General features: G+C 68.8%; 13 protein-coding genes. 7 read left to right on the top strand and 6 right to left on the bottom strand.

Translation table 11 applies throughout. The features are described 5' to 3' along the window. Positions 1-24: 24 nt before the first annotated feature. From ABD798_RS12980 to ABD798_RS12960, 5 genes are all read left to right on the top strand, one after another. Positions 25-525 carry a hypothetical protein gene (locus tag ABD798_RS12980; protein WP_344874238.1) on the top strand — a complete coding sequence of 167 codons (501 nt, stop codon included), beginning with the start codon at positions 25-27 and terminating at the stop codon, positions 523-525. 21 nt (positions 526-546) lie between these two features. Further along, the gene (locus tag ABD798_RS12975; protein WP_344874236.1) at positions 547-984 is read left to right on the top strand and encodes a GNAT family N-acetyltransferase; all 438 of its coding nucleotides are present in this window, start codon (positions 547-549) and stop codon (positions 982-984) included. Positions 985-1,709: 725 nt separating this feature from the next. Continuing rightward, positions 1,710-2,933, top strand: a complete 1,224-nt coding sequence (locus ABD798_RS12970) for an HNH endonuclease signature motif containing protein (RefSeq protein WP_344874234.1) — start codon at positions 1,710-1,712, stop codon at positions 2,931-2,933. Positions 2,934-2,989: 56 nt separating this feature from the next. Then, on the top strand, positions 2,990-3,787 hold the full coding sequence (locus ABD798_RS12965; protein ID WP_344874232.1) for a CoA transferase subunit A: 798 nt from the start codon (positions 2,990-2,992) through the stop codon (positions 3,785-3,787). Then, positions 3,784-4,491 (top strand): CoA-transferase subunit beta, encoded by a 708-nt coding sequence (locus ABD798_RS12960; RefSeq protein ID WP_344874230.1) that lies wholly within the window; start codon positions 3,784-3,786, stop codon positions 4,489-4,491. The genes ABD798_RS12965 and ABD798_RS12960 overlap by 4 nt, the downstream gene beginning before the upstream one ends. Here the strand turns inward: ABD798_RS12960 and ABD798_RS12955 are convergent. From ABD798_RS12955 to ABD798_RS12930, 6 genes are read right to left on the bottom strand one after another with little or no spacing between them, the layout of a single operon-like run. After that, the gene (locus ABD798_RS12955; protein WP_344874228.1) at positions 4,477-5,058 is read right to left on the bottom strand and encodes a 1,2-dihydroxy-3-keto-5-methylthiopentene dioxygenase; all 582 of its coding nucleotides are present in this window, start codon (positions 5,056-5,058) and stop codon (positions 4,477-4,479) included. The two genes, ABD798_RS12960 and ABD798_RS12955, sit on opposite strands and share 15 nt — an antisense overlap. Then, positions 5,055-5,663 carry a methylthioribulose 1-phosphate dehydratase gene (mtnB, locus tag ABD798_RS12950; RefSeq protein ID WP_344874226.1) on the bottom strand — a complete coding sequence of 203 codons (609 nt, stop codon included), beginning with the start codon at positions 5,661-5,663 and terminating at the stop codon, positions 5,055-5,057. Before mtnB ends, ABD798_RS12955 begins: the two co-directional genes overlap by 4 nt. Further along, positions 5,663-6,370, bottom strand: a complete 708-nt coding sequence (gene mtnC / locus ABD798_RS12945; RefSeq protein ID WP_344874224.1) for an acireductone synthase — start codon at positions 6,368-6,370, stop codon at positions 5,663-5,665. The genes mtnB and mtnC overlap by 1 nt, the downstream gene beginning before the upstream one ends. Next, positions 6,367-7,341, bottom strand: a complete 975-nt coding sequence (locus ABD798_RS12940; protein ID WP_425549212.1) for a translation initiation factor eIF-2B alpha/beta/delta subunit family protein — start codon at positions 7,339-7,341, stop codon at positions 6,367-6,369. Before ABD798_RS12940 ends, mtnC begins: the two co-directional genes overlap by 4 nt. After that, positions 7,341-8,516, bottom strand: coding sequence for an acyl-CoA dehydrogenase family protein (locus tag ABD798_RS12935; protein WP_344874220.1), 1,176 nt, complete (start codon positions 8,514-8,516; stop codon positions 7,341-7,343). Before ABD798_RS12935 ends, ABD798_RS12940 begins: the two co-directional genes overlap by 1 nt. A 19-nt stretch (positions 8,517-8,535) precedes the next feature. Further along, complete coding sequence (locus ABD798_RS12930) at positions 8,536-10,401, bottom strand: acyl-CoA dehydrogenase family protein (RefSeq protein ID WP_344874218.1); 1,866 nt, start codon at positions 10,399-10,401, stop codon at positions 8,536-8,538. 174 nt (positions 10,402-10,575) lie between these two features. On the opposite strand from ABD798_RS12930, the gene ABD798_RS12925 reads away from it, so the two are divergent. Together ABD798_RS12925 and ABD798_RS12920 are read left to right on the top strand one after the other, a co-directional pair. After that, positions 10,576-10,818, top strand: a complete 243-nt coding sequence (locus tag ABD798_RS12925) for a hypothetical protein (protein WP_344874216.1) — start codon at positions 10,576-10,578, stop codon at positions 10,816-10,818. A 256-nt stretch (positions 10,819-11,074) separates the two neighbouring features. Continuing rightward, on the top strand, positions 11,075-13,186 hold the full coding sequence (locus ABD798_RS12920; RefSeq protein ID WP_344874214.1) for an AfsR/SARP family transcriptional regulator: 2,112 nt from the start codon (positions 11,075-11,077) through the stop codon (positions 13,184-13,186). The last annotated feature ends 81 nt before the right edge of the window (positions 13,187-13,267 follow it).

Genomic DNA, 13,267 nt, shown 5'->3' with positions numbered 1-13,267 from the left:
TTCGAACGAGCACAGGGAGCCCCGATGAGCACTGAGACGCAGGAGCCCGGCTGGGGCGGCCCGCAGCCCGAGCCCACCCGCACCTGGTCGGCCCGCAAGACCGCCGTCGCCGCCGCGATCGCCGTCGGCATCGCCGTGGCGGGCGGCGTCACCATCTACGCCGTCGGCGGCGAGACCCCTGCGGCGTCCCAGGGGCCTGGCGGTCGTGGCCCGATGATGTTCGGGCCTGGCGGCGGGCCAGTGCGGGAGTCGCTGCACGGGGAGTTCGTCGTCTCCGACGGCAAGGGTGGTTACAAGACCGAGCGCACCCAGACCGGTTCGGTGACGGAAGTCAGCGCCACCTCCATCACCGCCAAGAGCGCCGACGGGTACACCCAGGTCTACACGGTCGACGCGGCAACGGTCGTCAACAACGGCGCGAAGATCGACAGCGTGAAGACCGGAGCGTCGGTGACGATCACGTCGGATGTGTCGAACCGGGCGGTGTCCATTGTGGACAGTTCTGGGCGCGGTCCTCGGCGTTGATCGCTGGTCGCGGCTGAGAGCATGGCTGATCTCCGTGTCCTGCCCTTGAGCGCCGAGCACGCCGAAGACATTCTCACCTGGCGCTACCCGGGCCCGTGGAGCTTCTACGACTCCCGCCCGGAGGACGGGCCGCTCACGGCGGAAGAGGGGTACTTCGCCGTCGTGTCCGACTCGCTCGTCGGATTCCTGTGCGTTGGCGAGGAAGCACGCGTGCCCGGCTTGGCCGAGGCGGACGGCGTAGTGGACGTCGGCGTGGGGATGCGCCCCGATCTGGTCGGGAAGGGGAACGGGGCGCGGTTCGGCGCGGCGGTGGTTGAGCACCTCCGGCGGAGCGGGGTGACGCAGGCCCGGTGCGTTGTGCAGACGTGGAACGAGCGGAGTTTGCGGGTGGCTCGGGGGATGGGCTTCGTGGACAGTGGGGTGCACGGGGAGTACGTCGTGTTGAGGTTGGTGTTGTAGGGGTTGGCTTTTGGGGCGTTGTGTTTGGGGCGGCTGGGTTTTTGGGTGGGGTACGGCTGGGCTTCCAGAGGGGGAACGGCTGGGCTTCCGGGTGGGGTACGGCTGGGCTTCCAGAGGGGGAACGGCTGGGCTTCCGGGTGGGGTACGGCTGGGCTTCCAGAGGGGGAACGGCTGGGCTTCCGGGTGGGGTACGGCTGGACTTCCAGCTCGGGGACGGCTGCGTTTCCGGGTCGGGGACGGCTGGGCTTCCAGTAGGGGTACGGCCGGGCTTCCAGCTCGGGGACGGCTGGGCTTCCAGCGGGGGAACGGCTGAACTTCCAGCTCGAGGACGGCTGGACTTCCAGCAGGGGAACGGCTGGTGTCTTAGCTCTTTCCAGCGGGGTGGGGCTGCGCTTCCAGGTTGGGTTGGGTGCGTGGGGCGCGGGGGTTGCTGCGTGGGGGTCGGCTTGACCTGGGGGCCCCTTGCGCGTGCCGTCATGGGCCGGACGGGCACGGTGAAGGATCACCGGCCCACGCCAGCAAGCGTATGGCACGCGCACCCCAGGTAAAGCCGACCCGGTTTCGCAGGCGACCGGCGGTTTCGTTGTGGGTAGCTGTTTTTGGGGTGATGTCGACGGAGTCGACGAACGGAAACCGTTGTCGCTCAAGGGAATTCACTCGTTGGGGACAGGATCTCGATCTTCGAATTTGAGACAATAGAGAGGAGTCGAAAGAGGGGGATTCTGTTGAGTGCCAAGGCCATTATCGCTTTGCTGAAACGCTACCTCGCGCGCGGGGACACTTACCGGTTCACCGGCGATCCGCTGTTGGATGAGCTACGCGACTTCGAGAAGATCGCCACCCTCGCTGTCGCCGCGAGCACCGATCTTGCGACCGAGGCTCAGTCCCAGGGCTTGTATGCCGATCAGGGGTGTAAGGATCTGACGGTGTTACTGCGGACGGCGTTGAAACTGGCGCCTGAGGATGCTCAGCGCCGCAGTCGTCTTGTGCGGGAACTCCCGTCGCTGCCGTTGGCGAAGGAAGCGATGTATGCCGGGACGATCAGCCCCCGCCATGCTCTGGTCGTCTCCGACGCGGTGGCGAAGATCCCGGAGGATCGTGCGGTTGAGGCCGAGGAAGCCCTGGTGAAGCATGCGCCCCTGTTGAATCCGCGTCAGTTGATGTATGTGGGCAAACGCATCCGCACCCAACTCGACCCGGAAGGGGCGTATCGGGATGAACAAGAGGACATCGCTCAACGGTCGGTGAAGATGGGGAAAGATCACAACGGGTGGTTGCACTTCACCGGCATCCTCCCGCCCGTCGAAGGCGCCGCCGTGGAAGCAGCCCTGCACGCGTTGGCCAGCCCTCGCAGTGGGGAAGACACCCGGACACCCGCACAGCGCTACGCGGACAGTTTGACTGAGGCGATGAAGATCGCTCTCGCGACGAGGGAGTTGCCGAGCAGCGGTGGACTGAGGCCGCAGATCATCATCACCATCCCCTACCACGCGCTCCTGACCGCGATCGGGTTCGGCGACACCTCCTGGGGCGGCCCCCTCTCCGCCCACCTCATCCGCGAAATGGCCTGCGACGCCAACATCCTCCCCGCCGTCTTGAGCGGGAAGAACGTGCCGCTGAACCTCGGGCGCTCGAAACGAACCGCCTCACCCGGGATACGGACCGCACTCGCCGTGCGGGACAAAGGATGCGCCTTCCCCGGATGCGACCGACCCCCGGCATGGACAGAAGCCCACCACGTCGTGCACTGGCTCGACGGCGGACCGACCGACCTCGACAACATGGTTCTCCTGTGCAGCCACCATCATCATGTGATGCATCAGCAGGGGTGGGAGATCGTCTTCGAGCAGGGGTTGCCGACCTTCATCCCACCACGCTGGGTCGACCCGGACCAGAAACCCCTGCGCAACATCAGAGTCGAACTCGACCTTGCCATATCTGCGGGATAGGGGAGCCGAGGCGAACGGTATTGGACGGCGCGCCGGCGGCAGGGGAAGGTGGAGGCGTGCGAGAGATCGGGCTGGCCGAAGCGGTCGCGGAACTGGTGCGAGACGGGGACTCGGTCGCACTGGAAGGGTTCACCCACCTCATCCCGGTGGCAGCGGCGCACGAGATCGTGCGACAGCGCAAACGGGAACTGACCCTGATCAGGATGACGCCGGACCTCGTCTACGACCAACTCATCGGAGCGGGGTGCGCGCGCAAACTCATCTTCTCCTGGGGTGGAAACCCTGGCGTGGGGTCGCTGCACCGGTTCCGGGACGCGATCGAGAACGGGTACCCGCACCGCCTGGAAATCGAAGAACACAGCCACGCGGGAATGGCCAACCGGTACGTCGCGGGAGCATCGGGATTGCCGTTCGCGGTGCTGCGCGGCTACATCGGCACAGATCTGCCAGCGGTGACGCCGACGATCAAAACAGTGCGATGCCCGTTCACGGGGGAAGAACTCGCAGCGGTGCTCGCGCTCAACCCCGACGTGGCGATCGTGCACGCGCAGCAGGCGGATCGGCGCGGCAACGTGGCGTTCTGGGGGATCACGGGAGTGCAGAAGGAAGTCGTGCTCGCCTCGAAAAAAGCCTTGGTGACAGTCGAAGAAATCGTTGACGAGATCGAGCCGCACCACGGGCAAGTCGTACTACCGGCGATGGCGGTGGACGCGGTCGTGAAAGTCGAGCGCGGAGCCCACCCCTCCTACGCGCACGGGTACTACGAGCGGGACAACGGCTTCTACCGGGAATGGGACGCGATCAGCCGCGACAGGGACAAGTTCGCGGCGTGGATGCGGGAGCACGTGGGATGACGGCGACAACGGACGAGATCATGACAGTGGCGGCCGCGCGAGAACTGCGGGACGGAGTCCTGTGCTTCGTCGGCATCGGACTGCCCAGCGCGGCAGCGAACCTGGCCAGGGCCACGCATGCGCCGAACTGCGTGTTGATCTACGAATCGGGGACGATCGGCGCGAAACCGACGCGGCTTCCACTGTCCATCGGGGACGGTGAACTCGCGGACACCGCAGACGCGCTGGTGTCGGTGCCGGAGATCTTCAACTACTGGCTGCAAGCGGGACGCGTGGACGTGGGATTCCTCGGCGCCGCACAGATCGACAAGTACGGCAGGCTCAACACCACGGTGGTCGGGGACTACGCCGAACCGCGAGTACGCCTGCCAGGAGCCGGGGGAGCACCGGAGATCGCGGCATCGGCCAAGGAAGTGATCATGGTGCTGCGGCACAACACGCGGGCCTTCGTGGAGGAACTGTCCTTCGTCACCTCGGTGGTCAAGGGGCCACGCGTGGTGTTGACGGATCTTGGGGTGCTGCGGTCGGACGACACCGGAGAGCTGGTTCTCGTTGCGGTACACCCGAATGTCACCGTGCAGCAGGTGAAAGCCGCGACGGGGTGGGACCTCCGGGTGTCCGACAACGTCACCGTGACGGAACCGCCGACAGAGCGCGAGCTGGCCGTGCTGCGCGCGCTGCATCAAGGATCAGTAAGAGCGTGAGGCCGCGAGCGTGTCGTAGTCCGGGAACAGCGAGGCGATCGGGCTGCCGGTGAAGTTGCCGACCCACCCGTCGTCGTCGTGGAAGAACCGCACCGACACGTAGTCCGGCCGCGTGCCCATGTCGAACCAGTGCGTGGTGTTCGCGGGCACGCTGAGCAGGTCGCCCGCCTCGCAGAACACCGCGTACACGCGATCGCCGACGTGCAGGTAGAACACGCCCGAGCCGCGCGCGAAGAAGCGGTCCTCGTCATCGTCGTGCGTGTGCTCGGCGAGGAACTTCTTCCTTGCGGCAGCAGCGTTCTCACGCCACGCCGGGTCGTCGGAGGGCGTCATGTGCATGGCGTCGACCAGCACGTAGCCCTCGGCCTCGACCACCCGGTCGACGTTCTCCCGGTAAGCGGCCAGGACCTCCTCGGAGGTCGGCGTCGGGGGCAGCCCGGAGACCACGTCCCACCGCTCGAACCGCACGCCGAGCCGCTTCAGCTCGGACTGGATCTCCGCGCCGTCCTCGGTGCGCAGCACCACCGTGCCGGGGTCGTTGTCCGGCCAGACCGTCAGCAGCGTCATCGCTCACTCTCCACTTTGAAGCGCAGCAACCATTCCAGGCACTCCGCGCGGTGCCGGGCCTGGAGCAGGTCCGCGCCCCACACGTACAGCCCGTGCCGCGCGACGACCAGCGCGGGCGTGTCGGCGCGGAAGGACTTCTCGAACGCGTCGCCCAGCACCCGCATGTCCTGCCCGTTGGGCACCACGGGAATCGTCACCAGGTCATCGTGCGCCGCGCGACCGAAGCCCTTCAACATCTCCAGGTCGATCAGCTCGATCCCGTCCGGCCAGCGCTCCGCGGCCAGCACCGGCGCCATGACGTGCACGTGCACCACCGCCCCGGCCCCGGACACCGCCGCGATCCGGCCGTGCAGACCGGCTTCGGCCGACGGCACCTTCGAAGGGTGCGGCTGGTCGGGGACCGCGAGGCCGTCGGCGTCCACCACCACGACGTCGTCCTCAGTCAGCTCGCCCTTGTCCAAGCCGCTGGTGGTGACAGCCAACCGCAGCGGCTCATCACGAAGCCGCACCGAGAGGTTGCCGGAGGTGCCGCGCATCCAGCCGAGCGCGGTGTAGCGCGCGGACTCCGCCGCCAGCGCCCGCCCTGCCTCGCGCAGCCCCTCCATCAGGAGATCTCCACGTCTTCGAGCGAAGCCAGCGCCGGGTGCGGAGCGAAGTCCGCGTCGGCGAACGGCTCGCCCGGACGCGCCAAGCCGACCGTCTGCCAACCCGCCTCGGCCGCAGCGTGCAGCTCGGCCGGAACGTCGGAGAGGAACACCGTCTCAGACGGAACCGCGTCCAGTGCCGCGGTAATCGCCTTGTACGAAGGAGCTTCTTTCTTCGGGCCCGCGTTCACCGTGTCGAAGTGCGCCGAGAACAGCTCGCGCAGGTCGCCGTCGGTGGTGCGCGAGAAGAACGCGATCTGCCCCGGCACCGAGCCGGAGGAGAACACCGCCAGCGTCAGGCCCGCCGCCTTCCACTCGCGCAGCCGCTTCGCCACGTCCGGGAAGAACTCGGCGGTCAGCTCGCCGATGGCGTAGCCGCGCTGCCAGATCAAGCCCTGCAAGGTCTTCAGCGGCGCGATCTTCTGGTCGGCGTCCATCCACCCGTGCAGCACCGCGACCAGCTCGTCGGTCGTCGCGGTCGCGGAAAGCCCGCCCAGCGAACGGATCTGCGCCACCGCGCCGGCCACCACCGGGTCGTCGCCGTGCTCGTCGATCCACGGGCCGAGCCGGGGCCGCGCGTAGTCGTAGAGGGTCACGTGCACCTGGCTGGTGGGCGTCAGCGTGCCCTCGATGTCCACGACGACCCACCGGGCGGTCAGCGAGATCACTGGTTCTGTTCTCCTTCTTCGTAGTACGAGTGGACATCAGCCGGAGCGAACGCGCCCCGATCGGTCACAACAGTCGTGACCAGGCGTGGGGGAGTGATGTCGAACGCGGGATAGACCCCGCGCACTCCGGAAACCTTGTAGGACAACACGTCCTCGCCGGAGCGGTACTCGATCGGCACGGATTCGGCGCTGGGTGCGTCCTGGTCCGGAGCCTGCACGAGCGCGTGGAACGGCACGTCGAACGCGTGCGCCGCCGCCGCGAGACCGAGCGTGCCGACCTTGTTGATCACGTGACCGTCCATCGTGACCCGATCGGCGGCCGTGACCAGCGCGTCCACCCGGCCGTCCGCGATGAGCGCCGCGCCCATGCCGTCGGTGACGAGCGTGGTGTCCACGCCCATCTCCGCGAGCGTCGGCGCGGTCAGCCGGGCGCCTTGGAGGTACGGCCGGGTCTCGGTGCAGGTGAAGCTGAAGTCCTTGCCAGTCTTGCGAAGCGAGACCACCAGTTCGATGAGGTAGATGTCCGCCCAGCAGTGCGTGAGCACCCGCGCGCCGTCCGGCAGCAGCGATGCCGCGGCCTCGGCGAGAGCACGGCTTCGCGCGCGGTACAGCTCGTCACCGGCCTCGGCCGCCGCCAGCACTCCGGCAACCGATCTGTCCGAAGTGGACAGTACACAGTGGACTGCCTTGCGGAGGTGGTTGTTGGTGCGCCTGGTGTTCACCAGCACCTGACCGGCCGCTTCGAGGTCTTCCCCGGCACGCGCCGCGAGCACCATGCCGTACAGCGCGGCGAAGTACGGGCCGGAGGACTGCGTGACCATGTCCTTGATCGCCTGAGCGACGTCGGCGACGGTCTCGCAGCGCACCCACTCGCGCTCCAACGGGAGCTTGCGGCGATCAAGGATGAGCACGGCGTCCGCGGTGAGGCGGACGCTGTGTTCGATCAAGGGGGGCTCCAACAAAGGACCCATCAGCTGTAGCCCGTGATCGGCGGCAGCTCGCCGGTCAACAGGTGCGCGCCCAGCTCGCGGGCCTTGTAGCTCACCGGGTCGTGCAGCGTGATCGTGCGGGCGTTGCGCCAGAACCGGTCGAAGCCGTACTTCGACGCGGTCGCCCGCGCGCCGACGAACTCGAAGATCTTCGACGTGACCTCGTTGACCACCCGCGTGGACACGACCTTGGCGGAGGAGATCGTCAGCGCCGCCGCCGCGCGCAGCTCCAGGGTCAGCTCGGGCTCGGCCGCCGCCGCGTGGAGCAGGGCGCTGGCGTGGTCGGCGAGCAGGCCAGCAGCTTCGGTCGACGCGACCAGCTCGCCGTAGCCGACCAGCACGTACAGGTCGTCGCTCGCCTTCTCGACGCCGGAGAGGAACCACGGCCGCGACATCGTCCGCGTGTACTCGGCGGCCTGCTCCAGCGCGCCCTCCGCGATGCCGACGTGCAGCTGCGACAGCACGGCCTGGAACGCGATCTGCGCCAGTGACAGCCGCAGCGCCTCCGGCGAGTCCTCCTCGGCGGACGTCGGGTGCACGCCCAGCACGTCGTCAGCCGCGACCGGGGCGTCGGTGAACACCACGCCGCCGCTCTCGGTGAGCCGCTGGCCGATGTTGTCCCAGTCGCCCAGGTACTTCACGCCGTTCGCGCGGGCGTCCATGGTGAAGGTCAACTTTTCGCCGGTGTCGGTCCGCGTTCCGCTCACCACGAGCCGGTCCGCGACGCTCGCCCCGGACGCGAAAGTCTTGCGCCCGTTGAGCAGGAAGCCGTCGTCGGTCGGCGTCAGCTCCAGCGCCGCGTCCAGCGGATTGGCCACCCCGCCCCAGAACCACTGGTTCGCCGCGGTCTCGCGCCTCAGCCTCGTGGAGCGCTCAGCATCGCCGAACAGCTCGGAGCGCCAGACGTGCAAGTAGTGGTAACCGAGCAGGTGCCCGAGGGACGCGTCCGCCGCAGTGATGATCCGCGTGACGGCGTCGGTCGTCGCGGGGTCCCCGTCACCGCCGCCCAGCTCCTCCGGGATGAACGCGCTGAGCAGGCCGGAGGACCGCAACAGCTCGATCTCGCCCTCGGGCGCGACGCCACCGCGATCCCGGGCGGCGGCGTCCTCGCGGAGCTTGGCCGCGACCTCCTCGGCGACGGTTGTCCACACACTCATGGCGCGTACTTTGCCAGCTTCACCGCTGAGCGATGGGCGCTGTGATCCACTCCATGGGAACGCCGAACGCTTCGACCAGCTCAGCGGCGCGCGGGCGCAGTTCGGCGCACAACGAGTTGACCTCGCTGGTGATCGACTTCGCCTTCGCGGTGGTGAGCCTGCCGTGCCCGAGGAACCACGCCAGGTCCTCCTCGACGTTGGCCAGCACGTGCAGGTCGCAGACGCGTTCGAGCAGCTCAGCGGTGTCGCTGTCCGGGCAGCGGTCGATCGCCGCGACGAAGGCCTCCAGCACGATCCGGTCCACGTGCGTCCGCGCCGCGCGCAGCACGTGGTCCTGCGCGTTGTTGAACACCTCGAACGCGTCGTCCTCGCCCGCGTTGCGCAGCCGTCGAACCAGGCCGTCGAGCACGTGCTCCTCGCGATCGGTGAAGAGCTTCAGCTGCCAAGCGCGGTCGCGCACATCGCCACCGAGCAGCGCGCGCACGGGAGTCCGCTCGATGACCGCGCCGACGAGCTGAGTCGCCACGAAGCGCGCCATGCCGAGCGTGTCGAGGTCGCCGAGGTGGTCCCGGTAGCCGGTGAGCAGGCCCTTCGCCACGAGCTGGAGCAGCACGGTGTTGTCGCCCTCGAACGTGGTGAACACGTCCGTGTCGGCTTTGAGCTGCGGCAACTGGTTCTCGGCCAGGTAGCCCGCCCCACCGCACGCTTCTCGGCAGGTCTGGATCGTCCGCGTGGCGTGCCAGGTGGCCACCGCTTTCTGCCCGGCGGCCTGTGACTCCAGTTCACGCTTCCTCTGGTCGTCGCTCTCGTCACCGCCGAAGACCGCGTGAAGCTCGCTGACCAGCGCTTCCTGGGCGAAGTTGAGCGCGTAGGTGGTCGCGAGCGCGGGCAGCAGGCGGCGTTGGTGGGCGAGGTAGTCCAGGACCGGGACCTCGGTGCCGTCGGGCTTGGCGAACTGCTTGCGCGTCTCACCGTGGCGGACCGCGATCGTCAGCGCCTTCTTCGTCGCGCTCAGCGCACCGCCCGCGACGCTGACCCGGCCGCGCACGAGCGTGCCCAGCATCGTGAAGAACCGCTTGCCCGTGCCCTCAACTGGACTGGAGTACGTGCCGTCCTCGGCCACGTGGCCGTAGCGGTCCAGCAGCGCCTCGCGCGGAACGCGCACGTTGTCGAAGGTCAGCCGCCCGTTGTCCACGCCGTTGAGCCCGGCCTTCTCGCCGCAGTCCTCGATCGTCACGCCCGCGCGCGCCGACCCGTCCGGCTCGCGGATCGGCACGACCAGCGCGTGCACACCGTGCTCCTCGCCGCCCGTGATCAGCTGCGCGAACACCACGGCGACCTGGCCGTCGCGCGCCGCGTTGCCGATGTAGTCCTTGCGCGCGTGCACGTTCGGCGTGTTCACCACGAACTCGCCGGTGTCCGGGTCGTAGGTGGCGGTGGTGTTGAGGCGCTGGACGTCGGAGCCGTGGCCGGACTCCGTCATCGCGAAGCAGCCCAACAGGTCCAGCTCGATGATCTCGCGCAGGTACCGCTCATGGTGCGCGTCCGTGCCGAGGGCCTGCACCGCGCCGCCGAACAAGCCCCACTGCACGCCCGCCTTGACCATCAACGAGAGATCGCCGAAGCCGAGCATCTCGAAGGCCACCACCGAGCCGCCGAAGTCGCCGTCACCGCCGTGGCGCACGGGAAAACCGGCAGTGGAGTGCCCGGAGGAGGCCAAGGCGCGCAGTTGGCGCAGCACGTGTTCGCGGTGTTCCTCGCGACTCAGGCCGGGCGCGGGCGCCTCCAGGACGCCGAGCCGTTTGCGGGTGCGCTCGCGCAGCTCCGCCCACCGGCCGTCGAGCAGGGTCCGGAGCGTGTCGTTGCCCGTGGTGTTGACGCCCATGCTGCGGAAGCTTGCCCGGAGACCGGCCGCTCCGCAGCCTAGCGCCGCGCGCTTTCATTCGGTTATCGCTTCCGGAAGTGATGACAAAAGTCATGGTGATATCGGCCCGAAAATACGAGTTGATAACTTTTCGCCCCGTTCACCGCGTCGGCCGTCGGCGCACGAGGCAAGGAGATGGCTGTGCCTCAGGAGGGCAACGAGATCACGCGCACCGCCCTTGCGCTGTTCGCCGGAGCGGCTTCGGTCTGGGTCGTCGAACGACTGCTGCGCATTCATCGGCAGCGGGTGGCCGCGCTCGCCGAGTACGACAGGGTCCGCGAGCGCTCCGTCGTGCGTGAGCACGCGCTGTGCGTCGAGCTGACCCAGGTGAACCGCAGGGTGGCCGAGATCCAACGGCTGCTGGAACAGCCGGTGTGAGCCGTGCGGATCGGCCGAGCGCGTTGGGCCGAAAGGTCGCAGGATATCGGAGAATTCGATATCTGGTTTTCTGTGAGGAACTGCGCCCGTGACAGATCTCGGTACCGTTGTGATCGCCAGGTAGGGCCAGCTCGGAATGTGTGTAACCGTTACCAGAACAGGTTCCGGAACACGGTTGCCGAACCCCTATTTCGGACAACCCGCACATGGTTGACTGCATGCGCACACATCAGGTTTCCCGAGAACTGGGGGTTCAATGGGCGACCGCTTGGAATTCACCGTGCTCGGACCGCTGGACGTGCGGTCGGACACCGGTCCCGTTCCGATCAGCGGCCAGCGGCAGCGCACCGTGCTGGCCATGCTGCTGCTCAGTCCGGGCCGGGTCGTCTCCGTGGACAGCCTCGTCGAGGCGGTCTGGGACGACCGTCCGCCCGCGACCGGGCGGACGCAGATCGCCATCTGCGTCGCCGGGCTGCGCAAGACCTTCAAGGCCGCCGGCTGCGCCGACGACGTCATCCTGACCAGGGCGCCCGGCTACCTGCTGCTGCCGGAGGCGCACGACATCGACGCCAGCGAGTTCGAACGGCAGCTCGACCAGGCCCAACGCCTTGAGCAGGAGGGCCAGTACGCCGAATCCGTGCGCGCCTACGCCGCCGCGCTCGGCCGCTGGCGCGGGCCCGCGCTCTCCGGAGTGAGCGGGCGCTTCGCCGAGTCGGCGGCGGCGCGGCTGGAGGAGTTGCGGCTGACCGCCTACGAGCAGAGCGCGGCGCTGCGCCTGGCCGAGGGCGAGCACCGCGAGCTGATCGGCGAGCTGACCGGGTTGGTGCGGCAGCACCCGTTGCGCGAGCAGGTCCGGGCGCACCTGATGCTGGCGCAGTACCGCTCCGGCAGGCGCGCCGAGGCGCTGGAGAGCTTCCGCGAGGGGCGCTCGCTGTTGATCGACGAGCTCGGCCTCGAACCGGGCCGGGTGCTCAGGGAGCTGCACGAGGCGATCCTGGCCGACGACCCGGTGCTCACCCCGGTCCCCGTGGCGAAGCCGACGGCGCGGGCCGAGGCGCGCGTGGTGCCCGCCCAGCTGCCGCCGAGCACCGCGCGCTTCACCGGCCGAACCGCCGAACTGTCCACTCTGGACGATCTGGTTCCCTGGAGCGGCAAGGGTTGCATGCTCCCGGTCGGCTACCTCACCGGGATGCCCGGCGTCGGCAAGACCGAGCTGGCGCTGCACTGGGCGCACCGCGTCGCCGAGCGCTTCCCGCACGGACAGCTCTTCGTCGACCTGTGCGGCTACGACCGCGACCGGGCGCCGCTGTCCTCCACCGAGGTGCTCGCCGGGTTCCTGCGCGCGCTCGGCGTCCCGGACGCGGAGCTGCCCGGCGAGCTGGGCGAGCGCGCCGCGCTCTACCGCAGCCTCCTCGCGGGCAAACGTGTGCTCGTGGTGCTGGACAACGCCGCCTCCTACGCGCAGGTCCGGCCCCTGCTGCCGGGCACCCGTGAGTGCTGCGTGGTGGTGACCGGCCGGGACCAGCTGCCTGAGTTGGCCGGCGGTGCGGACTCCGTACGAGTGCGGCTGAAACCGTTGAGCACCACAGAGTCCGTGGAGTTCGTGCGTCGCGCCCTTCCCGTTCTCTCGCCGGAGAGCGCCGCCGAGCTGGCCGAGCTGTGCGACGGGCTCCCGCTGGCGCTGAGCGTCGCGACCACGCGACTGCTGGCCAAACCGCACTGGAGCGCGGACCGGTTGGTGCGGATGCTGACCGACGAGCGGCGCAGGCTGGACGAGCTGAGCTGCGACGAGCGCGGCGGGCTGCGCGCGGCTTTCGAGTCCAGCTACCACCGGCTCTCCCCGGAGGCCGCGCGGCTCTACCGGGGGCTGGGAACCCTCGACGTGCCGCACTTCGCCGCATGGGTGGGCGCGGCGCTGCTGGACTGCCCGGTGTCCGAGGCGGAGGCGTGGCTGGAGGAACTGCTCGACGCCAACGTGATCGACGTCGACGTGTCCACAGTGGACGGATCGGTGCGTTACCGGCTCGCCCGGCTGCCGCGTGTGTTCGCCCGCGAGTGCGCGCTGGTGCAGGAAGCGCCGGTGGAGCGCACCGCCGCGTGCGAGCGCGCTTTCGCCGCGTGGCTGGAGCTGGCCGGCTCCGCGTCCGAGCTGGCCGAGGGCGTCGCGACCGTGGCCACCGACCGGCTCCGCAGGTGGCTCGCGCAGGAGGAGATCACCGCGCTCGCCGAGAACCCGTTGCGGTGGTTGGAGATCGAGCACGAGGCGCTGCACGCGGTCGTGCACCAGTCCACGGGGATGGGGCTGGTGCTCTACGCGTGGAACCTGGCGACGTGCGCGCAGAAGCTCGACAGCGCGTTGGCTTCGTGAGCGCCGCTCAGCTCGGCGATAACGGGAAGAAACCGGCGTTCGTCAGGGTGGGGCGGCGACGACCACCCTGGCGAACGGACC

Source organism: Allokutzneria multivorans, from assembly GCF_039537405.1.
Lineage (GTDB): Bacteria > Actinomycetota > Actinomycetes > Mycobacteriales > Pseudonocardiaceae > Allokutzneria > Allokutzneria multivorans.
The sequence above is the reverse complement of the archived record's forward strand: the minus strand, read 5'-3'. Positions and strand labels throughout refer to the sequence as shown.